13 protein-coding genes and 1 tRNA gene are annotated in these 23,179 nt (G+C 49.6%); 3 read left to right on the top strand and 11 right to left on the bottom strand.

Annotated elements, in window-relative coordinates:
- Nucleotides 1-298: 298 nt before the first annotated feature.
- The 6 genes from ACYVJQ_RS01330 to ACYVJQ_RS01305 form a co-directional block, all read right to left on the bottom strand.
- The gene (locus tag ACYVJQ_RS01330) at nucleotides 299-7,735 is read right to left on the bottom strand and encodes a YDG domain-containing protein (RefSeq protein WP_460891264.1); all 7,437 of its coding nucleotides are present in this window, start codon (nucleotides 7,733-7,735) and stop codon (nucleotides 299-301) included.
- An 886-nt stretch (nucleotides 7,736-8,621) separates the two neighbouring features.
- On the bottom strand, nucleotides 8,622-9,743 hold the full coding sequence (locus ACYVJQ_RS01325) for an alkene reductase (RefSeq protein ID WP_460891263.1): 1,122 nt from the start codon (nucleotides 9,741-9,743) through the stop codon (nucleotides 8,622-8,624).
- Nucleotides 9,744-9,801: 58 nt separating this feature from the next.
- Nucleotides 9,802-10,254 carry a MarR family winged helix-turn-helix transcriptional regulator gene (locus ACYVJQ_RS01320; protein WP_460891262.1) on the bottom strand — a complete coding sequence of 151 codons (453 nt, stop codon included), beginning with the start codon at nucleotides 10,252-10,254 and terminating at the stop codon, nucleotides 9,802-9,804.
- Nucleotides 10,255-10,440: 186 nt separating this feature from the next.
- The gene (locus ACYVJQ_RS01315; RefSeq protein WP_460891261.1) at nucleotides 10,441-11,070 is read right to left on the bottom strand and encodes a DsbA family protein; all 630 of its coding nucleotides are present in this window, start codon (nucleotides 11,068-11,070) and stop codon (nucleotides 10,441-10,443) included.
- Between the two features lie 117 nt (nucleotides 11,071-11,187).
- Nucleotides 11,188-13,131, bottom strand: a complete 1,944-nt coding sequence (locus tag ACYVJQ_RS01310) for an LTA synthase family protein (protein WP_460891260.1) — start codon at nucleotides 13,129-13,131, stop codon at nucleotides 11,188-11,190.
- A 186-nt stretch (nucleotides 13,132-13,317) separates the two neighbouring features.
- The gene (locus tag ACYVJQ_RS01305; RefSeq protein ID WP_460891259.1) at nucleotides 13,318-14,511 is read right to left on the bottom strand and encodes an alpha/beta hydrolase; all 1,194 of its coding nucleotides are present in this window, start codon (nucleotides 14,509-14,511) and stop codon (nucleotides 13,318-13,320) included.
- A 357-nt stretch (nucleotides 14,512-14,868) separates the two neighbouring features.
- Here ACYVJQ_RS01305 and ACYVJQ_RS01300 point away from each other — a divergent pair.
- Nucleotides 14,869-14,944: transfer RNA gene (locus tag ACYVJQ_RS01300), tRNA-Gly, on the top strand.
- A 25-nt stretch (nucleotides 14,945-14,969) separates the two neighbouring features.
- On the top strand, nucleotides 14,970-15,905 hold the full coding sequence (locus ACYVJQ_RS01295) for a hypothetical protein (RefSeq protein WP_460891258.1): 936 nt from the start codon (nucleotides 14,970-14,972) through the stop codon (nucleotides 15,903-15,905).
- A 98-nt stretch (nucleotides 15,906-16,003) separates the two neighbouring features.
- Here ACYVJQ_RS01295 and ACYVJQ_RS01290 read toward each other — a convergent pair whose 3' ends face one another.
- Nucleotides 16,004-16,363, bottom strand: a complete 360-nt coding sequence (locus ACYVJQ_RS01290; protein ID WP_460891257.1) for a VOC family protein — start codon at nucleotides 16,361-16,363, stop codon at nucleotides 16,004-16,006.
- A gap of 65 nt (nucleotides 16,364-16,428) precedes the next feature.
- Nucleotides 16,429-17,343: a pirin family protein gene (locus ACYVJQ_RS01285; RefSeq protein WP_460891256.1), complete on the bottom strand. Its 915-nt coding sequence runs from the start codon at nucleotides 17,341-17,343 to the stop codon at nucleotides 16,429-16,431.
- A gap of 454 nt (nucleotides 17,344-17,797) precedes the next feature.
- Between ACYVJQ_RS01285 and ACYVJQ_RS01280 the strand changes: the two genes are divergently transcribed.
- Nucleotides 17,798-18,847, top strand: a complete 1,050-nt coding sequence (locus tag ACYVJQ_RS01280) for an LLM class flavin-dependent oxidoreductase (RefSeq protein WP_460891255.1) — start codon at nucleotides 17,798-17,800, stop codon at nucleotides 18,845-18,847.
- A 219-nt stretch (nucleotides 18,848-19,066) separates the two neighbouring features.
- Here ACYVJQ_RS01280 and ACYVJQ_RS01275 read toward each other — a convergent pair whose 3' ends face one another.
- The 3 genes from ACYVJQ_RS01275 to ACYVJQ_RS01265 form a co-directional block, all read right to left on the bottom strand.
- Nucleotides 19,067-19,525, bottom strand: a complete 459-nt coding sequence (locus ACYVJQ_RS01275) for an SRPBCC domain-containing protein (RefSeq protein WP_460891254.1) — start codon at nucleotides 19,523-19,525, stop codon at nucleotides 19,067-19,069.
- A gap of 274 nt (nucleotides 19,526-19,799) precedes the next feature.
- Complete coding sequence (gene asnB / locus ACYVJQ_RS01270) at nucleotides 19,800-21,494, bottom strand: asparagine synthase B (RefSeq protein ID WP_460891253.1); 1,695 nt, start codon at nucleotides 21,492-21,494, stop codon at nucleotides 19,800-19,802.
- A 368-nt stretch (nucleotides 21,495-21,862) separates the two neighbouring features.
- Nucleotides 21,863-23,089 (bottom strand): serine hydrolase domain-containing protein, encoded by a 1,227-nt coding sequence (locus tag ACYVJQ_RS01265; protein WP_460891252.1) that lies wholly within the window; start codon nucleotides 23,087-23,089, stop codon nucleotides 21,863-21,865.
- Nucleotides 23,090-23,179: the final 90 nt, after the last annotated feature.

Raw genomic sequence — 23,179 nt, 5'->3', positions numbered from 1 at the left:
GCCGCATTGCTAGTGCGGCCTCTTTCCGTTTTTTGGTAATAGTATGGTGCTTTACTTCCTCTGTGTAATTAGGCTCTAACCATTGGACAAGTTGATGTTTTATTTGTCTGGGGTATTGGCAAATGAACAGCGTTAAACTTCCCAACGATACGTAGGGAAATGAGAAGGTGGAGTTGCCCCTAGGCTAGGGCATAAAAAAGCACGCACCCGGTGTTGGCCAGATACGTGCTTTTTAAGGTTAAGTGCGAAGTGTCAGACGGCTCTAATTGTTAGAAAAGAGAGCTGCCTTCTGGGCCAGTTACTGCCTTACCACGCGCATGGTCTGCACGCCGTTGGTAGTGACCAGTTTGATGAAGTAAACCCCCACATTGTGTGAGTTGTCTCCCCAGGTTACCTGCACCGGTGTATTGGCCCGCGCTTTGCCTGATTTCAAGGTTTTCACCAAAGTACCATTGGCGCTGTAGATAACCAGGTTGTAGTCCTCGTCTTTGTCAAAGGCAAACTCAATGGTGGTTTGGTCTGTGAACGGATTAGGATAGCTGGTCAGTTTGGCCTGCGGTTTGGCTGACAGGTCTGGGGCGGCAATGGATTTGGCGGTAGTGGTAGCTACTGGAGCAGAAGTTGTTCCTACTTCTTGTTTTACTACAGCTGAATTGTTGCCAAACTTGCTGTCACCACCATAGTAGGCTACTATGTCATGAGATCCTTTTTCAAGACTGTTAGTAGTAAAGGTGACAGTACCTGTTGAACTCACTGCAAAAGTAGCTAAAGTTTTACCAGTTGTGAGGTTTAAGAAACTTACATTTCCTGTTGGCTTACTTGTCCCTGAGCCAGTAACTGTAGCTGTAAATAGTACTTGCTCTCCTACTGCAGATGGATTTTTTGAGGAAGTAAGCCCTACAGTTGTAGCACCACTACCGGTGGTAAACGAACCGCCTAGTACTTTCAGGTTGCCTCCATCTAATTGCTGTTCGTTGGTTCTTGTACCATCATAGCTGTTGGCAAACCATAAGCCACCATTTTTATCCCAAAGGGTAAGGCCAATCCTATCATTCTTGCCAGGCTCTCCCAAATCCGTCATGGTCACCTGTAAGGAAGCATTGCCATCAACCGATACGGGAGCAGTTGGGTTGGTAATATCCTGGATATTAGCTTTCCCATTGAATACTGCTGAAGCCGGTGAAGATGAGGTTGCATTGGTAATGACAAGTGATGTCATGGCATTCCCTTTTATCTGATATACATGCAGACCATCACTTTCCATCCTTCTGACAATAGTGTTAATCGTCCCTTTAGGACCGCTTTTATCATTCTTAACATTAAAACCAAAGTTGTTGTTTGAACCGATATCACCCGCTTTCAAACCACCAGAATTTTTAAGAATATTATAACCACCCCCTGTAATCATACCGGATACCGGCTTGGCAATGGTAATAATAACATTATCCTCTGAAGAGTTACGGTCATAATAATTGTTGACAATCATACCAATGGTATACTGTGCAGCATCTGCATTTCCTGTGCCTAATGAAACGTTTACAGTTGCAGTTCCAACTTTTGTGTCATTTGCATTAATTAAGCCCACAGGAACATTAGCAGCAAAAACAGTACCATTGTCTTTATTGATAAATGATACTTTAGCGTTTCTTACATCGCCGCCATTTAGGTCATTGCTGCCATCTACGGCAGTTATGTCCTTGATAGTAGCACTTAAGGTAACTGTTGCAGTTGAACTTGTGGTGCTAGAAGTTGAGGCAAACAAGGCGCCGGTGTAATAAGCACGTGCATCTTCTTTTGTAATATTCAGAACCTTAGCACTTGTGGTTGGATTGCTAAAGGTTAAGGTATAATTACTATTTAATGCCAGGTTGCCTAAGGTTATTGCGTACGCTCCAGGAGCTTCGCCTGCTACTCTACTGAGTGCACCGGTAAATGCATCACTTGAAATAATGGCAGGAGAAACATTATACTCAAATGTTGGATCTAAGTCACTGTACTGTCTAGAGTAAGAGGCTTTAGGAGTTACGGTAACTGCCAGAACGGTAATATTAGCTTTAGTAGAAGCAGTTGTGTTACCTAAAGTATAATTTCCAGCATCCAATCCCCCTGTTACAGATATACCACTAACATCTACCGGCTTTTCATTGCCAATATTAGCATCATTGAAGGAAGCTGCAGTATAGGCGGTAGTTACCAAATCATCTTTTACCTTATCATCAGATAAAGTTACGGTGGCCTTTGTAGTGCCATCATAAACTTTATTAGCCCCTGTTGCGCTGACATTGAGGGTGCGAGGGGTGATAGAAATGGCTACTGTGCCACCACTTACCTTGTAGTTGTTGTTAGAAGAAGTAAGGTTATTGGTGGCAAAGCCAGTGTAACTATTTACGTTCTTGCTTGAAACGGAGCTGCTTCCGCTTACCGTCACAACATCATTGTTTACCGTATTGCCCACTTCTAAAAGGTCTGCAGCAAAAGTAGCACTACCATTGTAATCCCGCGTGCTAGTAAAGTACAGTGAACGTTGGGTAATAGTTAAAGCAGTCTCATTAGCAGTTGCCTGGGCAAAGGTATAGTTAGTCGCGCTCAGGCCGGAACCATTGATAGCCACAGTACCTATACCGGTGGTACTGGTTGCCGGAGAAGTAAAGCTTAAAGTTCCGGTAGTAGCATTACCTAAATTTTCACCGCTAACAAAGCCTGTTACAGTTCCGGTTAAATTGCCATTGCCGTCTCCATAAGTCTTGCTCGCTGCCGTAGCCACATAGGTTAATCTGGCTTTGTCAATCTTGTTGGTGATATTAGTAGAAACAACATCCTTATAGTTACCGGTCACATCGGTGAAGCTCCATACGTCAGTTGTAAAGGTTCCAGCGGAGGTGTGCGTGGTTTTGCTCAGGTCAAGGCCATCTAGGGTCTCGCCCTTCACCCCCTTCGCTGTACCAATTACAGTATGCACATTGCCGTCATAGGTAACCTCGTAAGGCGTCACAGTTATGTTGGGGTTCGCCTTGCCGATGGTGAAGGTGTTACTGCCAGCGGAAGCCAAGTAGTTGTCAGTCTCCTCATAGGAGTAGGAGGCGGAGGCAGTACCAGCGTTGACGTTATTGGCGTAAGTGGCGGTTGGCGTCAGGTCCAGCCCGCCTGCGCCGGTCACTGAAACAGTGGCCGGCTGAATGGCCGCTCCTGTGTAGGTGAAGGGACCACCTGCGATGGTCACTGTGGTTTTAGATGAGGCTCTGGCAATGGTGAAGGAAACAGCCTGAGAGGTAGCAGGCTCATGATTGCTATCTCCAGCCAATGAGGCTATTACACTATAAGTACCTGCCATGGTTGGTTTAGAGCCTGATGCGGCGTAAGCTATATTGCCGTTGCTGGTACCGCTGTAGCTATAGGACACCGTACCGGCAGAGCCAGTCGAAGTTACTGCAGCTGGGCCTTGGGCAGCTCCTGTGTAAGTAAATGTGTTGTCACCAATTATAATAATCGTTGAGGCGGCCTTATCTATAGTAAAGGTCTTGCTGTCTGTGGCTAAATTGTAGTTGGTTGTAGCCGCATAGGAAGCAGTTACTTTGTAGGAACCCGCGTTGACCGGAGCCTCTGCTATTGCAGTCCAGGTTGTGCCGTTGGTGGTCTGCTCATATGTAAATGTCAATGCAGAAGACAGGTTCTCAGGTGGTGCCCCAACACCAGTGGCAGTGGCAGTTCCGCTAAAAGCACTTCCGGAATAAGTGCCGCTAGTAGCTGAGGCTGTTACATTGGGAGTAGCCTTATCTATAGTAAAGGTCTCGCTGTCATTGGAGCCAGTATGGTTGGCATCGCCGGCGAAGGTATATGAAACCGTGGCTTTGCCCGCGTTTATATTATTGGTGTAAGAAGCGGCTGGCGCCAGATTCAAGCCCCCTGCCCCAGTTACACTCACGGTAGCCGGCGTAATGGCCGAGCCGGTGTAAGTGAAGGGCGCACCTGAAATGGTTACTGAGGTAGTGGAAGAAGCCTTCCCAATGGTGAAGGTTTTGCTGTCAAAGGCCGGATTATAATTTGTGGTTTCTGCGTAAGAGGCAGTTACTTTATAAGAGCCCGCACCAATAGGAGCACCCTCAATCTCAGTCCAATTTGCGCCATGATCGGTAGTTTGGGCATAAGAAAAGGTTATAGCAGGAGACAAATCCTCCGAGCCTACGCCAGTAGCCGTTCCTGTGCCACTGTAAGCACTGCCATTGTAAATGCCACCTATAACTGAAGCCGTTACGATAGGGGTGGCCTTAGCTATATTGAAAGTCCGGCTCACGTCTTCTGGCTTTATGTAATTTGTGGTCTTCGCAGAAGTGGCTTTTACGGTCACTTTGCCCGCGCCGGTCAAGGTCAAGGTAGAACCATCTATTGTAGCGGGTCCACTTACTACCGTAAAACTCACTTCAGCCCCAGAAGCAGCCGAGGCCGTCACACTGAAGGCTGCATCTCCGAAGGTTTTGTCGGTTATTTCAGTGAATGTGATGCTGTTGGAAGCCTGCGCCACATTAAACTTATGCGTAATTGCAGTGGCTTCGTTGTAATTGCCATTTCCCCCCTGGGAGGCTGTGATGCTGGCAGAACCGGCACCAGTAATGGTTACCCTGCCAGTAGTTGCATCATAACCAATGCCACCAGTGGTAGTAATACTTACCGGCAATTCTGAAGAGGCACTTGGATTAATGTTGAAAGCGGGCTCTCCGAATGTCTTGTCTGTTATTTCGGCGAAGGTAATGGTCTGGTTGGCTCTATCAATGGTAAAGGTCTTACTGTCTGAAGCAGCCTTATAGTTATTATTACTTCCGTCAAAAGAGAATGTTGTTCTATAGGTGCCGGCATTAGTTGGAGGCACACTGCTGGCTGAATATTCCGTTGGGCTTATTCCTTCATAAAGAATATTCTTACCTAAAGCTACGCCGCTAACCCCGGTTACTGTAGCTACTGTGGCACCTTGTGGACTTCCAGTAAATGTATAGGAAGGAGCTAGTGTTAAAGTAACCGTAGGGGTAGCCTGGCCAATAGTCAGGGTGCCAAATTTAGAGGCCTTAATGGGCAAATAATTGTTGCTACCCTCATAAGAAGCTATTACATCATAATCACCAGCATCAATTGGAGTAACCACATCACCACTTTGCTTATACTCCACTGTAGCGTTTCCAAGACTAGCATTGTCAATTCCCTTTACAATAGCACTTTCTACCTCTTTAGCTGTGTTAGTAAAGGTAAAGGGGCCGCCTACCGTTAATGAAATCACCGGCGTAGCCTTACTAATAGTTAGGGATGCAGCAATGCTTGCTTTGCTTATGTAATTGTCGTTTCCAGCAAAACGGGCCGTTACAGTATATACGCCAGCCTCCGTTGGTGCAACTTCACTGTTGTAGCTGGTTGAAGCCCCTCCATTAGGTGTACCCACATAATTTAGTGTCACTGCAGGCATAAGCGACTCTGCAGGTATATGTACTCCCTTTACTGAGCCGCTTCCAACTTTGGGTGTTCCATCATATTTAAAATCTCCACCTATTGCTGCCACAGTAGGGGTAGCCTTGTCAATAGTGAAGGCTTTGGTCTCAGAAACTGCTTTGTAATTAGTCTCTGTACTAGCCAACGCCACTGTTACTCTATAGTTTCCGGCAGCAGTAGGCGCGGTTGAACTGGAGGTGTAGTTAGTGGGGCTTACCCCTTCATATGTTACTGTTTTAGCTAAGGAAACACCCTCCAGTCCATTTACGCTGGCGGCTGTGGCACCCTGTGCTTCGCCGGTGTAGGTGTATGAGGAGGCAACAACCACACTGGCCGTTGCATTGGTGGGGTTGATGTTGGCGGTAGAGGTGTTCACAAAAGTGAGGCTGTAATTTTCTGCCTGGGAACCAGACAAAGTAGCACCAGTCAAAGTGACTGTTTTGCCGATGCCTGCGTTCTCATCAGAGAAGGTAGCTGAGCCGCCAATGAGGTTCACATCGTCTGAACCAAATTTGGTAGTTACTGAGTAGCTTGTTACGGTGGCGTTATTTGTGCCATCATAATCCTTGTTGTCAGCAGTGAATGAGCCAGTCAGAGCAAGTGCCTTAACTGTTAATTTTGCTGCACTACTTGTTGCTGTTCCACAATCATTAGTAATAACACAATGATATGTATACCCATTCATAGAAACAGTTGGCCTATTAATGGCTAATGAGGCAGAGGTTGCCCCCTCTATATTAACAAAGCCGTTACCATCGTTTACTTGCCATTGGTAACCTAAGGTGCCTGTGCCAAAAGCCTCCACTGAGAACGTAGCATCACTTCCGTAAGTAAAGGTTGATGGAGTGGAGACAGGTTGAGTAGTTACAACTGGTGCCGCTCCTACAGCAATGCTGATAACTGCAGTTGGTGAGCTACATGCATTGGTTGCAGTAATAGTATAATTTGCTGCGACTACCGCTGTGGTGGGAGTACCAGAAATAATCCCTGTATTAGTATTTAGACTTAAACCATCAGGCAATGCAGGACTAATAGAATAAGTGGTAACCATGCCTCCTGTTGTAGTAGGCGCATTATTTGTAATAGCCGTTCCAACACAATATTGATTAGGAGTAGTATAGCTTAAGGACGCTATAGCAGTACAAGTGTTATAGGTAATTGAATTATCTATACTAGTAGATGCAGTATTGCCATTGCCTATTGTGTTTTGTGCTACGTTGGCATTAATAGAAGCCGTAACTGTGCCGTCGGTGGTCATTCCACTTACTGCAACATTATAATTTTTGCCGCTACCTGTTACACTCGCCGTTGCCCCAGCAGGCGCGCTTAATGTAATGTCGCTGCTGGTAAATCCGATAACACTTTCATTAAAGACAACTGTAAAATTAACTGGGGATAGAGTTGTGGGGTCAGCTTGATTTAAAGCTTGATTGATTGTAACGGAAGGGCGATCATGATTAACATCAACATTTTTTGTTGGACCAACAGTAGGAGATACTGATGATGGTGATGTTGTGTTACCTAATGCATCCACTACTCTAGCTGTATAACTACCAGTTGGAACTTTGGTCCCTACTCTTGGTGAGCCTATTGGTAAATTATAGGTACCATTCCATACAGCAGCATCAATCGTTGAATTATTATTGATGTCAAATTCAGTTGATTCCCAAATTAATTCTGTAGATGAACCACTACCTTTTATAATTTGAATTTTGTGGTTAGATTGTTTGCCGTTTGTATAATTAGTTACTTTAATAACAGTATTCCCAACATATCCGGAGAAAGGGGTAGGACTTATACTGGTAACTCTAACGTCTCCATCAGTAAAAGTAGTGGTAGCATTGGACCCAGTTGTTTTGCCTTCAGCGTTCACGGTAAATTTTACTCCCAAGTGCCTTTCCTCAATAGGATAAGTGATCTGCCAAGTACCATTTTCCTCTACCTTCACATCATGATAATCGTGGCTGTGTATGTAGGCGGGATCTTCTTCAAGATGTACATCTACATATTTATCGAGAGTCCAACCTTTGCCACTTATAGTGGCAATTTCCCCCGGAACATAATCATCTTTATCAGAAGTAACCGTAGGAGCGGGTAGCCCGGCATCCACATAGGCATCGCCCAGGGCGAAGGCGCCCACCGTGGCCAGGATCATAAGGGAAAGCAAGATGCCGTAGCGTCTGGCGTTTGCCTTAATAGAAGAGAGTAGTTGTCTGGTCATAATTTTTTTGAGTATGAATATGTAATAGGCAAATGGTTGCAAGGGAAGGGTAAAGGCACTACATGGAACTCCTGCCTCCTGATTGTAATGCAGGAGTAGAAAACACACATAGGTCTAGCTGCCGCAAAGCAGTAGAAAATAAAAAATGGAAGCGGTAAAGGGGGGAGACTTTAAGGCAGAAGTGATTCTTCTGGTAATAGTTAGGTATGGGTAAGGAGGTAAGCGGGTAAAATGCACTGGTTCCAAACCAGACATTTCCGTTAGAGGATTTCCTTTCTCAATAAGTGATTATTAAATCAGTATTTATTTATATAGTATAACTACGGATATAAAATGCATCGCTGAAACATTACAGACATGCAGAAGTAAATGTATTCAAAAAAATATAAATAGAATGCAAGTGTTGAGAAAATTTATGGGATCATTTTTATAAATACTTAGTTTTGGGTAATAATTAAACTTGAAAAGGGATAAAAGCGCATTCTTATCTATAGGAAAGGCGGTATATACCTATGTTTTAATGTATAATGGAATATTATAGACCATAAATACTGCTTCTTTGATAAGAAGCTTGGAGAAGTAAGCTGCCAGGGCTAGGAAGCCCCTACTATCTATCTATCTATCTATCTATCTATCTATCTATCTATCTAGAAGATGGTGCAATCTAGTTTAGCCAAATCCCAACTATCCCTAACACCACAGTTTTAATTGCTATTCTAAAGGCCAACGTAAACGAGGTTGGTATTCTGGTATTAAGCAAAATGTAGTAAAGGAGACCTTTTTAGCTGGGTCTGAAGAAATAATTAGCTCAATAAGGCAGCCACTCTAATTCTGTTTTAGGGGTGTTTTCCTAAAAACACCCCTAAAACAGAAAAGGCCGCACTAACAGCGCGGCCCTTTCTTTATATGCAGTGGTGTATTCCTTTACTTATTTTTCTTGCTCTACTTCAGCCAACACCGGGTAATCGGTGTAGCCAACTTCAGCGGTGTTACTGTAGAAGGTGTTGGGATCTGCTTGGTTGAGAGAAGCTTCCTGCGCGAAACGGTCTACCAAGTCTGGGTTAGCAATGAATGGTACGCCATAGGCAACTAAATCTGCGGTTCCTTCTTCAATAACCTTGTTTCCGGTTTCTTGGGTGTAACCGCCATTGGTAACCAAGGTACCTTGATAGATTTTCCGGAAATGCTTGGCCACCTCTTTGATGGCGTGCGGCAACTTTCTGGCACCGGCGCCAGCCTCTGTCAGGTGAAGATACGCCAGGCCGTAGTCATTCAAGCGGCGCACAATGTACTCAAAGGTCTCTGGGCCATCTTCTGGCAACTCAATACCAAACCCGCCGTGCATAGAGGGGTTCAGGCGAACGCCTACCTTGCTCAGGTCCAGCACTTCTTTCACGGCATCCAGAATCTCAAACAAGATGCGGGCGCGGTTCTCCACAGAGCCACCATATTCATCGGTGCGCACGTTGGTGAGGGAGCTGAAGAACTGGTGCAGAAGATAACCGTTAGAAGCATGTATCTCTACACCGTCAAAACCGGCGGCCACGGCGTTGGCGGCGGCATTTTTGAAGTCCTGCACAATGGCTTTGATCTCAGAAATCTCCAGGGCACGGGGCGTCACGGTTTCCTTGAACCCTTCGGGGGTGTAGGCCTGGTCGTTGGGGTTAATGGCCGAAGGAGCTACCGGCAGCGCACCATTGTGGAAGTCTGGGTGCGACATGCGGCCTACGTGCCATAACTGCGCAAAGATCTTTCCGCCTTTGGCGTGCACCGCTTCCGTCACTAATTTCCAGCCAGCTATCTGGGCGGGTGTGTAAATACCCGGCACGTTAATATAACCAATGGCTTGGCTGCTCACGGGCGTACCCTCACTAATGATCAGGCCGGCGCTGGCCCGTTGGGCATAGTATTCGGCAATAAGGGGCGTAGCGGCGTTCTCTGGGTTATTGGCCCGGCTACGCGTCATGGGGGCCATCACTAACCGGTTTTTAAGGTCTAAAGCGCCTTTTTTGTATGGCTGTAACAGTGGTTGATTTTGTGGATTGCTCATAGTTCTATATTTGTGTTAAAACATAAGTTGTATCTACAACTATATAGGTAAAAAAATATTAACGCTCACGCAGCTTGTCCATCAAGTCGCCAATGAGGGTGGCCTCTTGGGGAGAAAGGTGACTGAACCGCTCTTCCAGGGCATGTAAAAGCCTATCTGTTTCTTGGAGGAGTTCCAGGCCCTTATCAGTGATGATAATGTCTACCTTGCGGCGGTTTTCTGAGCATTGGCAGCGGGTTACCAAGCCTTTCTCCAGCAGCTTATCTACCAGACGGGTAGCATTGGAGTCACGGTCTAGCATGCGCTCCTGCACAAGGCCCAGAGTGGCAGGATTGGGGTGCTGGCCCCGCAAAATGCCCAACACATTGTGCTGCTGCAAAGACAACCCAAACGGCTTCAGCAAAGAGGCAATCTCCTTCTGAACCCAGTTGCCGGTGAACATCACGTTCACAAACATGCGGCGGTAAGGGTTGCCAAAGGATTTCTGCTTTATCTCGTCTTCTAATTTCATATGCTCTCAGCGGCTACGCCGACAAATGTACTTATAACTATTGTATATACAATTGTTGCTAGCTTTTTGTTCCGCTTAAGGTTGGTTTCTTTTGAGAAAGCAGTACTAGTCGGATATTGGGAGGCAGTAGTTTGGCGGCCACTTACATTTTAGGGCTATTTTCCCAAAAACTGCCGCTGAATGCGCTTACCCGTATATCTTCTCCAGGATCTCTTCCACGTCCTGGGCTTTTGAGTAGCCGCGGGCCACCAGAAACAGTTCCTCGCCCTTCTGCGCGATCATAGCCGGGAAGCCCTGAATGCCCCAAGCCTGCACCTGCGCGAATTCCTGCTGGGCCAAAAGCCGGTATTTGTCATCTGAGAACCGCTCCCTGAATGTCTCCTCTGAGAGGCCGGCTTCCCGGGCCAGCGGCAGGTAAATCTCCACCTGGCTCAGGTCTTTGCCTTCCTTGAAATGAAGGTCCTGGATGGCCTTGGCGTATTTTACCTGGTCCTCTGGCTTCGCCTCTTTGAAGATGGCCAGGGCCACCGATGGCGGTTCAGAGTTGCTGACATAGGTGCCCTCGCCTAGAATGCCTTGAACATACGCTTCGCCCATAGACACTCCGGTTATCTCCGTGAGCCGGGGCAGGGCCTGTTTAATGTAATCGGCCATCTGACTGATGGGCCCCACGCGGTCGCCGGTCATCATGCCGCCGCTGAGCACCTCAAAATTGAGTTTGTCACCGTAGGACTGGTGTAACTTCTCTACCTGCGGGCCCATGGCAAAACACCAGCCGCAGAGCGCATCAGAGATATAGTATAGGGTATTAGTCATGGTAGTTAAGGGTTAGGAATTAGTATAAGCGAACAGGGGCCGTTTGCGTTTTAAGCCTGTTTTCTCAAAAATGGCTCTAAAACAAAACCTCAACAATTAGCAAACAACAACCAACAATTACTCCGGCTTAAGCCGATTCTCCAGCATGCGGTTGTTGTATTGCTGGATGAAGGCCTTGAGTTTGTTTTCCATGGCCACGCGCACGGCGGGAAGGCTGTCTTTGAGATTATGCTTGAGGAACTTGTCCTGCTGGTAGTTGAACAGGCCCAGGGTGTTGGTGCCGTCAAACTGCAGGAAATATTCGCCCTCGGTCCATTGGTAGCCGCCCTGGTAACTAATCGCGAAGTTGCCTTCCTGGGGCTGGAGCATGTTCTTCCCGAACGAGAAGTACGGCTGGTCATAGCCCAGATAGCCCAGCACGGTGGGCATAATGTCCAGCTGCTGCACCACGCGTTCCTTCTCCACACCTTTAAACGAGGCATCGCCGGGGGCGAAGAAGAGCAGCGGCACGGCAAAGTTGCCCCAGGCGGTCTGGTACTCGGGGTAGTAGGTGTAGGTGGCCGAATGGTCGGCGGTGATCACAAAAAGCGTATTCTTGAACCAGGGGGCCCGGCTGGCGGTCTGGAAGAACTTGCGCAGGGCCATGTCTGTGTACCCAATGGTCTCAAAGATCTCAAAGGGGCCTTTCTTGAACTTGCCTTTATAGCGGGCCGGTATCTTGTAGGGGTGGTGCGAGGAGGTAGTGAACACGGCGGTCATGAACGGCTCCTCAAACGTGTTCAGCTTGCCGGCCATGAACTGCAGGAACTCCTCGTCCCAGATGCCCCACATGCCGTCAAAGTCCTCAGGCTTGCCGTACTCGGTCATGCCGTAGTACTTTTCCACGCCAATGAGGTTCATGAACGCGTCAAAGCCCATGGAGCCGTTGGGCGCGCCATGGAAGAACGAGGTGTGGTAGCCGCTGTTCCGGAGCGTGCGCGGCAGGCTGGGGAGGTCATTGCTCACGTACTGGGTGAGCACGAACGGCTCCTGGATGCTGGGGATGCTGGTGAGCACGCTGGGCAGCGCGTCAATGGACTTGCGGCCGTTGGCAAACGAGTTCCAGTACACCTTGCTGTGCTGCATGAGCGAGTCAATGAACGGGGTGAAGCCGGTGTAGGTGCCGTTCTCCAGGTGCTGGTTGTAACCGCCCACGGCCTCCTTCCCGAAGCTCTCCAGAATGATCACTACCACGTTTTTCTTCCGGAAGGGAATAGAATCTGATGGCTGATGGATGGGGTTATAGAGCTGCGCCACCTCCTTTTCAGGGAAATACTCCAGCTTCTTGAAACTGGTCTTGTTAATGGTCCTGATTACGGAGAAGGGCGTGTTGAGCACAATATAGATTTCCTGGGGGCGCTCCACATACTCACCGGCGTTGCTGAGCGTGATGGGCCGCGTGCTGTGCCGGAACCCGCCCCGCATGGCCGCAATGCTCAGGCCCACAGTAAGCACCAGCAACAACACGTGCCAGGGGTAATACACCCAAGGATTATAGCGCGGCGCTTTCTCTAGTTGTATGCGGTTGTAGAGCCACACCAGCAGAAGCACCAGCGCCAGCCAGATGGCGGGCACGTACCAGAAATCCACCAGGAAACTGCCGGCCAGGCCGCCCCAGTCCTCATTGCCGAACTCGCGCACCACGCTGCCGGTGGTGCGGCGCAACGTGAAGCGGTAATACACAAAATCTATGCAGTTAAGGGCCAGGCCCAGGGCGTTGAAGAAGATAAAGACGCCTTTCACCACTTTGCGGTAGGCCGGATGGTGCCTGAACCTGAAGGGCAGCACCATGAGCACGATGAAGAGCAGGTTGGTGTAGAGCACCGCCACCAGGTCAAAGCGCAGGCCGCCCCACATGAGGTACAGCAGGTCTGACAAAGACGTTTCTTGAAAGAAACCCCGGTTGAAAACGTAAAAGAGGACCCGGCAGAGGGAGTACAGCAGCATGACGGCCGCCAGGGCCAGCAGCATAGCCACGTGCGCGCTCTTTTTCAGCGCCTTCGGGTGGAAAGATTTTAGCATGTTCAGAAATAAGCCCCGCAAAATTACGTAACCCAGCGCAGAGTTTCACCAGAGAATGAGCGGCCGGGACACAGGTAAGGTAATGCTACCCCGTGGGCACAGAAACAACTCTGATTAAACAGAAAACGGCCCCGAGACAGAATTCCTGTTTCGAGGCCGTTTTTAAGAAAGTAGGCTTAAAACGGGTTACTTGTTAAAAACGCCTTTCAGTTTAGACACAGCTAAGGCTTGGGCTTCTTTGGCTTCCGGTAACACGGCGGTCATCCCGAAGAACTCATGCGTTACCCCGTTGTAGAGCTTGTGGTCTACGGCTACGCCATCGGCTTTGAGTTTGTCGGCTAGTTTCTGGCCATCGGTTTGCAGTGGGTCCAGTTGGGCATTGATGATGGTGGTAGGAGGCAGGTTTTTCAGTTTGGCGCCCACTAGGTTGATCATAGGACTTTTGCCGTCTTCAGGGGAACGCAGATACTGCTTGAAGAACCACTCCATCATGGGCTTGTCCAGGGGTTTGGCACTGGCGTATTTCTGGTAAGAGGCAGTGTTGGTATCATAGGCAGCAATAGGGTAGACCAGCACCTGGTGCAGTGGCATCTGTACTTTCTGATCGCGGGCCATCATGCTCACCGAGGCCGCCAGGTTTCCTCCCGCGCTCTCGCCTACTACGGCTACTTTCTTAGGGTCACCTTTCATAGAGGCGGCGTTCTGCAGCACCCATTTATAGGCGGCAAAGGAGTCGTTATGGGCCGTAGGGAATTTATTTTCTGGGGCCTGACGGTAGGCGACAGAGACCACAATGGCATCGGCCTGCTCGGCTAAGCCTTTGGCAGAGGCATCATAGGTGTCCAAGTCAGCGATCACCCAGCCGCCGCCGTGGTAGTAGACAATAACGGGGTAAGTGGCTTTGCCGGATTTGGGCGTGTACACCCGCGCATGAACCTGACCGCCGGTTACGGGGATCATTTTACCCACGGTGTCTACTTTAGATGGAGGCAGGGTGATATTGTTTTCCTTGATTAGGTCCATCACGGCCGTGGTGGGCGTAGGGTTCTGGCGGGCCTGCTGCGCGGTTAACTGCGGAATAGGCTTGGCTTTGTAGCTGGCCAGTTTCTCCAGCACGGCTTGCATAGGTCCGGTGATCTGGTCGGCCCAGGCGGGTTTAGGGCCGGTGGGTTTGAGCGCAGTACCTGCCGGGGCAGTGGCCGTTGACTCATTTTCATCGCCTATCTGGTTGTTTGACTTTTCGGTTCTGGCCGCTTCATCGCGGGCTTCGCGCTCTACTTCATTGCTGCGTTTGCTCTCACAGGAGAGGGTGAAAAAGCAGCAAGCCGCCAGCACCGCCACACCGGCTTTTCTGGCGAAGGGTATAAATGATTTTTTCATAGTTGTAAGTAGTAATTGTGTGTTATAAGTACGTACGGGGCCCAAAGAATTCTGGATTGATAGGGTGGGGTGCCAGACGCAGAAAAGAACAGCTTTTATAGATAGGCAAGGCCTTTGCGCAAGAACAGCTGCTTTTCCCTCCTCCTAGTTTCCCTACCTGGGAAGAGAGTTTCTCAACCTTACCATCAGATGCGTTTTAGGCCTGTTTTTCAGAAAACGGGCTTAAAACAGAAGACTAGGCTTTGGGTAGGTTGGCCTTGTCTGCCCGGGTTACATTTCCCAAGGCCAGAAACTATTGCTGTTGTGCGTAGGGGAAAGGCTACCTATATTTGTCTGATTAGCATTCAGGTGCCGCCCGCGAGAGTAGCTCAGTTGGTAGAGCATCAGCTTCCCAAGCTGAGGGCCGCGGGTTCGAATCCCGTTTCTCGCTCCATTTTTCATTTGTTTTCCTTCATTGTATGCGCGTAAGAGGATTCTTTTCTGCCCCAGGGTCATGGTTGTTTTTAGTGGTGTTAGCCTCCCTGGCCAGCTGTACCGCGCCCCGGTCCATTATCCACTCTGGGCGCGTAACGCCGCATGGGCAGTTTAAGGTAGGCGCCAATTTTGGCGGGAACGTAGCCTCTGAGCCCATTGGCCAGCTGAAAGACGTTACTGAGGATGCCATCAAAGCCCTGGCCAACCGTGACTCTGTGTACTATGACGGACTGGTAAAGTCGGCTACCAAGGCCGCCATTGCCTATTCTCTTGACCCCGTGGGGCCCACCTTTGATTTCTATGTGCGCTATGGCGTGTTGCCGCGGGTAGACGTGGGCTACAAATATGCCTCGGGCGTGCACGTGCTGGATGCCATGTACCAGTTCATGGGCCCCGAGGCCGGGACTGGCTCGGGTAACAACCTGGATTGGTATGGCAGTCTGGGCGTGCAGTATGCCGGGCAGAAATCAGATATTTTTGACAAGATCTTTCTGGGCAAGCTCACGCCAATTCTGGAGTTTACCGCCAAAAGAAAAGATATTTTGATTCCCTTGGTGTTTAGCCGGTCGTTTGGGCCCGATGAGGAGTTTGGCAATATCTCCTTCGGGGTAGCCTATAACCACACCTTTGTGGAGTACGGCCTGGTACCAGGTAGACTGTATGAGAAAGTGGGTGGCGGGAAAGCCGTGAAACTGGAAGGCCTCACCAGAAAACAGAGCTTCGGGTCTTACGGCCTGTTCGTGAACGGCAAGATTGGCGTGAAGCGCATTTACCTGGTGCCCGCCCTTTCTATGTTTTACCAGAACTACGGCACCTTTGAACTCCTGAAAAACGAGACCGTAGATTACTCGGGTATCACTTTTGTCCCTTCCATTGGCGTGCAGATTGGCTTAGGCCAAGGAAAGACAGGTAAGCGCTAAACCTGTTTTGAGGCCGTTTTGCCAAAAACGGCCTCAAAACAGAAAGCAGAGAACAGAGCTTAACAGGAGACATTACCCCTGGCTTGTTTAGGCTTTCCTTATTGGTTGGCTTCCACAAAGTGCCAGCATACGCCGGCCATGTCAATCACGTTTACTTCTTTGCCATAGGGTTGCTGAGTAGGTTGGCCCACGGTGATGCCATACTTCTCTGGTAGCTTCTTTAGGAGTAAATCATTTCTGAACCCCTCTACATCACTCACTCTTACATTGAACATCAAGTTCTGCGCGAAAGCGAGGTTGTCATATTTCTGCAGGATGAACTTGCAGGCATCACGCTCGAAACCAATATAGTCCCCGGCATCCCAGGTAAGGGTAAAGCCCAGTTCCTGAAAGAATAATTTGGCCTCTGCGAAGTTCTTCCCTGAAGGGACGAAGGGCTCTAGCGATAGAAATTTCATAGGTTGGTTTTGGTGAGGTAGCTGCTTCGGCCCACAAGGTACTTACTTTTTAGGAGCCACCACCATCAGGAAAGCGCCTGCGGCGAAGGGCTCCCGGCTGGCCTTGACTTGTCTTCGGGTAAGGGGACAAACTCGGTGTTATCTGTGGGCGGTAAGAGAATGCGGCCTTCTTTCCAATCTGCTTTGGCCTGTTCTATGCGGTCTTTGCGGCTGGAAACAAAATTCCACCAGATAAATCGCTCGCCCAGGGGCTCCCCGCCTAGCATCATGAGCGTAGTGGGTTCTTTGGCCAGAATCACCGGTTCGGCAGCTTTGGTGAACACCAGCATTTGGCCAGCGGTATAGACTCTCCCAGACACTTCCAGGCTTCCTTTGGCAATGTAAATACCTCGTTCGGGGTGTTCTGTGGGTAAGCTTAGCCGGGCTCCGGTTTCCAGCACCACGTGCAGGTAAAACAACGGCGAATGAGTCTTTACAGAATTACGTAGGCCATAGGCATCGCCGGCAATGAGGCGCATCCAGACACCGGTATCCGTGAAGATGGGCAACTGCTCGGGTTGGTAGTTGGTAAACGCGGGGGCGGCTTCTTCGTCTTTCTCGGGCAGGGCCACCCAGGTCTGGATCATCTCCAGCTGTCCGCCGGCCAGGGCGGCGGGGTCTTCAAAGCGTTCTGAGTGGGCAATGCCGCTGCCGGCTGTCATCCAGTGCACCTCGCCGGGCCGTATGATCTGCTCCATCCCCAGGCTGTCACGGTGCGTGACCTGGCCGCCAAACAAATAACTGACCGTAGACAAGCCAATGTGCGGGTGAGGCAACACGTCCAGGTTATGCTGCAGGGGCGGCTGCACGTTTACCGGGCCCGCGTGGTCCATGAAAATGAAGGGTCCCACCATGCGGCGTAGCCGGAAGGGCAGAATGCGGCGTACCTCCATGCCTGGCGCCAGCAATGCCTGGCGGGCGTCTATGACAATATCCAACATAGGTATCTGGGTTAGTTTTTATAAACGTAATTAGGATGATAAAAGTAGTGAAGTATTCCTCTTTTTGTCATCCTGAAAGGACCTTGTGAGCGAACGGTAATGACGCTTCCTAAATGTGGATTCTCCCCTTGAGGGGAGTGTAGAGGGGTGTCTACATATGCCAGTCCACGCATTATCGGATCTTTTGACTTTTAAATAAATGGAATGCTTGTGCAATGTGAAGCAATGCGTGCTCTCCTGTATAAACACCCCTCTAACTCCCCTCAAGGGGAGAGTCTGCGTTAATTAAGCGGGATCAAGTGATAGTACCAATCTGATTTGAGCCTCTCTACTTCACCAGGTATGCTTTTGTATAGCCGGGGCCCTTAGCTGGAATCCCTGAAGCTTTTCTAACTTTCCTGCGTTAGAATCAAGGGGCTTACCGCCTTGTATCACCCAAAACAGAGAAATACCCATGGAAATAGGCATCACCACCTTCGTAGAGAATACCCCAGACCCGGCCACCGGAAACCTGTTGAGCTCCTATGAGCGCATGCGCGACCTCATGGAGGAAATTGAGCTGGCCGACCAGGTGGGGCTGGATGTCTTTTCCATTGGCGAGCACCATCGCCCCGACTTTGTGGTCTCCTCGCCGGCGGTGGTGCTGGCGGCCGCGGCCATGAAAACCAAGAACATTAAGCTTTCCAGTGCCGTGACCGTGCTCAGCTCAGATGATCCCGTGCGGGTGTTCCAGGATTTCGCCCACGTAGACCTGCTCTCTAAGGGCCGCGCCGAGATCATGGCCGGCCGGGGCTCCTTTACGGAGTCTTTCCCGCTGTTTGGGCAGGACATGAAAGATTACAATGAGCTGTTCTCTGAGAAGCTGGACCTACTGGTGCAGTTGAACAAGGGCGAAAAGATCACCTGGAAAGGCAAGCACCGGCCTTCCATCAACAACCGGGGCGTGTACCCCCGGCCGTACCAGAAAGAGTTGCCTATCTGGGTGGCGGTGGGCGGCACGCCCGAGTCTGTGCTGCGGGCGGCCAGCTATGGCTTGCCCATGGCCCTGGCTATTATTGGCGGCAACCCCGAGCGGTTCGTGCCCTTCACCAACCTGTACAAACAAGCTTGGCAACAGGCGGGGCATGACATGGGCAAGCTGCAGCTGGCCATTAACTCACACGGCTATATAGCCGATGACTCCCAGAAAGCCGCCAACGAGTTCTACGGGCCTTACGCTTACCTCATGGGCCAGTTAGGCAAGGAGCGCGGCTGGTCTGGCATGAACCGCGAGCAGTATGACCTTATGCGCCAGCCCGAGGGCTCTCTGCTGGTGGGCAGCCCGCAACAAGTCATTGACAAGATTCTGTGGGAGCATGAGCTATTTGGCAATACTCGTTTTTTACTACACATTAGCGTGGGCACTCTGCCGCATGCGCAGGTCATGCACGCCATTGAGCTGCTGGGCACGGTGGTGGCCCCGGCGGTGAAGAAAGCGGTAGGGGAGAAGAAAGGGAAGGAGTAGACGCATTAATCTAATCCAGATTTTTTAGAGAAACCAATTTAGGAAGGCTGGAAAAACCCGCCCTTACGGTGTTTTGTCACCAGCAAGCGGAAAAGCTTCCCTGTTTTTGGTTCTTAGAAATATATAGGCGGTAGGCAGTTAGGTTAAAGGGAACAAGAAACACTTTCTGCATTTCTCTTCCCCTTTTTTTAAATTTAAATGATTGTTATTTGCAAATAACTATTGCTCTGAAATCTCCTTTAATCTATCCAAGGCCGTTGGGTAGGTGCTTTTAAAATAATCTGAATAGTCGTCAATTGTATCTAAATCTACCGTTACGGTAGTTATTCCGTTGTTTTCTTGATAGGAATAGTTTTCGTATCCACCTGCCCATTTCTCGACTTGTTCACCGGTTGTTATTTCAGTATCTCCATCCAAAAAGCCGTAATGCTTGATAGATACAAATTCGGCAGGTTTATTTTCTTCAATTTTAGAAACCATTCCACCCTTCTTTCCGTTTTCGTCCACCCCTACAAAAAGAATTTTACTTCCTTTTACCCAACTTCCTTCATAGGTAGAAGTAGGATTAAATACTGACGTCCAATGCTCATAAGTGCTTTTGTCTTTTAAGCCTAACATTGCTTCATAGACTTTTTGAGACGTTGCGTTTATCTCTTTTTTGAATTGTAGCTTTTCCATTCTTGCTGTCGCTATTGATTTTTTAAAATTATACCTATTTATTGGCAGTAGTGTGTTGTTTTAAACTGACAACTAACTAGCTGCTAAACGAAGCTCTTTGGCTTATCTATCATAACCAACAAAAAGCTGAGTAACATCTCAATATACTAATATAAGCATTACTAAGGGATATCTCCTTTTCCCATGTAAAGGCATTTTCCTAAAAACGCTTTAAAAGCAGAAGCCCCACCCGTTCACATAACGGGTGGGGCTTCTGCTTTCTAAAAAGGTAATGCTATTCTACAACTTCCGTCACCAGGTCCTTTTTATAGGCATCGGCGTGCACGTTGGCCACAGCCCTGCCCGAAGGGTCATTCAGGTTCTTAAACGAGGCATCCCACTCCAGGGCAATGGGCGTACTGCAGGCTACCGACGGTACTGACGGCACCGAGAGCGCCGCGGCGTCACTGGGGAAATGCTTCTGGAAGATGGACCTATAGTAGTATTCCTCTTTGCTGGTAGGCGTTTGGATAGGGAACTTGAAGCGGGCGTTGGCCAGTTGGGCATCGCTCACTTTCTGGTTCACCATTTCCTTGAGGGTGTCGATCCAGTTGTAACCTACGCCATCAGAGAACTGTTCTTTCTGGCGCCAGGCCACGCTGGCGGGCAGGTAGTCTTCAAAGGCCTTGCGCAGCACCCACTTCTCCATGCGCTCGCCGTTGATGAGCTTGTCATGGGGGTTCAGGCGCATGGCCACGTCCATGAACTCCTTGTCCAGGAACGGCACGCGGCCTTCAATGCCCCAGGCGGCCAAAGACTTGTTGGCGCGCAGGCAGTCATACATGTGCAGCTTGTCCAGCTTCCGCACAGTCTCCTCATGAAAGGCCTGGGCGTTGGGGGCCTTATGGAAGTACAGGTAACCCCCAAAGATCTCATCTGCGCCCTCGCCAGAGAGCACCATCTTAATGCCCATAGACTTTATGGCGCGGGCCATCAGGTACATGGGGGTAGAGGCGCGCACGGTGGTTACGTCATAGGTTTCCAGGTGGTAGATCACGTCTTTGAGCGCGTCTATGCCTTCCTGAATGGTGAACTTGATCTCGTGGTGGATGGTACCCAGGTGGTCGGCCACTTTCTGGGCGGCGGCCAGGTCAGGGGAGCCTTCCAGGCCAATGGCGAAGGAGTGCAGTTGCGGCCACCAGGCAGCCTCGGTGTCATTGCTCTCAATGCGTTTCTGGGCATATTTCTTGGCGATGGCCGAGGTGATGGACGAATCCAGGCCGCCGGACAGCAATACTCCGTAGGGCACGTCGCTCATTAGTTGGCGGTGCACGGCGGCCTCCAGGGCTTCGCGCAGCTGCTGAATGCTGGTCTCGTTCTCGGCCACGCTGGTGTATTCCTTCCAGTCGCGGTCATACCATTTCTGAAAGCCTTCTTCCTGGCTGCTCAGGTAATGGCCCGGCGGAAAGAGCTCAATTTTGGTGCAGGTCTTCTCCAGGGCCTTCAGTTCTGAGGCCACGTAAAAAGTGCCGTTCTGGTCCCAGCCAATGTACAGGGGGATTATGCCTATGTGGTCACGGGCAATGAGGTAGGCGTTGTTCTCAATATCATACAAGGCAAACCCGAAGATGCCGTTCAGGTCATCCAGGAATTTAGCGCCTTTCTCTTGGTAAAGGGCCAGAAGCACCTCGCAGTCAGACTGGGTCTGGAAATTATAGTCTATGGTAAGCTGCTCGCGCAGGGCTTTGTGGTTATAGATTTCGCCGTTGGCGGCCAGCACCAAGGTCCCTTCCTGGTTAAACAAAGGCTGCTTTCCGGAGATAGGGTCTACAATAGCCAGGCGCTCATGCGTCATAATGGCCTTGTCATTACTGAAGACGCCACTCCAATCCGGACCGCGGTGCCGGATAGATTTCGCCATCTCCAATAGCTGCGGCCGAAGCGCCTCAGCAGGTTCTTTTAAATCAAATGCACAAACAATTCCACACATACTAGTTGACTTTAAATGGTCAATCAACAAATGTGGTAGAAAAAAATCAGAATAGAAACAATATTGGCAAGTAATTTCCTTTAAAAATAAAAATTAAGCAAACATTGTGTCTTTTCTATAAAGGAATGCTATTAAGTGAGGGCTGGATTATGCCATTTGCGTTTTGAGCACGTTTTGGCCAAAACAGCCCCGAAACGCACCAGGCGCAAAGACTGTGAGAGCGCAATCTCTGCGAGCATCTCGTTCCATTTTCGTTTTAAGCACATTTTGGCCAAAATGTGCTTAAAACGAAAATGGAGTTATCAGGGGCTTTAAGCAAAAGCTATGAAGGGAAGAAAGAAACAGCGATTATGCCCTCGTTGCCGGGATTATAAATGGGCTGTCAATTTCCCTTGCTTGCCGTGTTTGGCCGCGCTGTCTGCCGGAACGGGGTACAAGAAATGCCTGAGCTCCTGTAAATAGCTGAAGCTGCCGTTGGGAAGGTTGCTGAGGATGATTAGGGCGCTATGCTCTTTGGGATTGCGCAGCAGGTAGCTGGAAAAGCCATGCCACAGACCACCGTGGTACACGGCGGTGTCGCCGTTCTCCAGAGGTTTGATGCGCCAACCAAAACCGTAGTCCTCGTCTTTCCGCTTCTCCTGGCGGGTGCCGGTAAAGGCTTCGTTCAGGGTCTCGCGCTTCACCAGCTTTTGGGTATAAAGGGCCTGGTCCCACTTGTAAAGATCCTCTACAGTAGAGTAAATGCCTTTGTCGCCCAGCACGGTGTCCAGGTAGTCTGAGGTGCGTTTCTGCCGGAAGCGGGTGTGGCCGGTGGCGATCTTACCGGTAAGCGTGGCCACGTCTGGGCTATAGGTGAAGGTTTTGGTCATTTCCAGAGGCTCAAAAATTCGCTCCCGCAGGAAGGTGGCGAACGGCTTCTCAGATACTTTCTCTACAATAGAGGCCAGCAGGCTGTAGCCGGTGTTGCTGTAGTCAAAGCGGGTGTTGGGCGGATAGTAGGGCTTGGGCTGGTGCTGCACCATCAGGTTGACCACGTCCTGGTTGGTAAGGTTCTTGTGGCGGTCTGGCCACAGTTTGTCACTGAAATAGGTGTAGTTAGATAGCCCGCTCTGGTGGGTGAGCAATTGCCGGATAGTGATGCCGTGATACGGAAAGGCCGGAAAATACTGCTGCACGCTGTCTTCATACGTGAGCTTGCCGTCTTCCTTAAGCATCATAATAGCCATAGCTGTGAACTGCTTGGAGACGGAGGCCAGCTGGAAAGCGGTGTTCACCGTCAGGGAATCGCGGTGGTAGAAATCGGCCATCCCGAAGGCATTTTTGTAGATAACCTTGTCATATTTGGTCACCAACACGGTGCCATTGAAGCCCCGCCGCTTATGAAAATGCTTGAACACCGAGTCTAGCTTCACGGCCAACTGGCGGGCGCTGTCTTGGGTAAACCAAGCCGGGACGGCTACCTGCTGCCGGCTGTCTTCTTTTTCTTCCCATAACCCGTTCTCCTGCCTTTTTTCTTTACACGCAAAAAAGAAAAGACACAGAAGCGCGGCCCCAATACCTCTAACTAAAGAATGATTTACTCTGCAAATGGCCATACCTAGAAATTTCCAACCTAAACACCAGCTCTAATATAAGTAGTTCGGTTCTGTTTTGGGAGAGATTTCTGAAAAACGGCTTGTTTACAG

This window comes from Rufibacter soli (assembly GCF_054781795.1).
This window is presented reverse-complemented; position numbering and strand designations above follow the sequence as displayed.

Bases quoted from the DNA above. Each gene is read 5' to 3' on its own strand.
- ACYVJQ_RS01315 (WP_460891261.1), bottom strand. From the start codon at position 11,070: ATGACTAATACCCTATACTATATCTCTGATGCGCTCTGCGGCTGGTGT.
- ACYVJQ_RS01290 (WP_460891257.1), bottom strand. From the start codon at position 16,363: ATGAAATTTCTATCGCTAGAGCCCTTCGTCCCTTCAGGGAAGAACTTC.
- ACYVJQ_RS01275 (WP_460891254.1), bottom strand. From the start codon at position 19,525: ATGGAAAAGCTACAATTCAAAAAAGAGATAAACGCAACGTCTCAAAAA.
- ACYVJQ_RS01310 (WP_460891260.1), bottom strand. From the start codon at position 13,131: ATGCTAAAATCTTTCCACCCGAAGGCGCTGAAAAAGAGCGCGCACGTG.
- asnB (WP_460891253.1), bottom strand. From the start codon at position 21,494: ATGTGTGGAATTGTTTGTGCATTTGATTTAAAAGAACCTGCTGAGGCG.
- ACYVJQ_RS01285 (WP_460891256.1), bottom strand. From the start codon at position 17,343: ATGTTGGATATTGTCATAGACGCCCGCCAGGCATTGCTGGCGCCAGGC.
- ACYVJQ_RS01305 (WP_460891259.1), bottom strand. From the start codon at position 14,511: ATGAAAAAATCATTTATACCCTTCGCCAGAAAAGCCGGTGTGGCGGTG.
- ACYVJQ_RS01325 (WP_460891263.1), bottom strand. From the start codon at position 9,743: ATGAGCAATCCACAAAATCAACCACTGTTACAGCCATACAAAAAAGGC.
- ACYVJQ_RS01295 (WP_460891258.1), top strand. From the start codon at position 14,970: ATGCGCGTAAGAGGATTCTTTTCTGCCCCAGGGTCATGGTTGTTTTTA.
- ACYVJQ_RS01280 (WP_460891255.1), top strand. From the start codon at position 17,798: ATGGAAATAGGCATCACCACCTTCGTAGAGAATACCCCAGACCCGGCC.
- ACYVJQ_RS01265 (WP_460891252.1), bottom strand. From the start codon at position 23,089: ATGGCCATTTGCAGAGTAAATCATTCTTTAGTTAGAGGTATTGGGGCC.
- ACYVJQ_RS01320 (WP_460891262.1), bottom strand. From the start codon at position 10,254: ATGAAATTAGAAGACGAGATAAAGCAGAAATCCTTTGGCAACCCTTAC.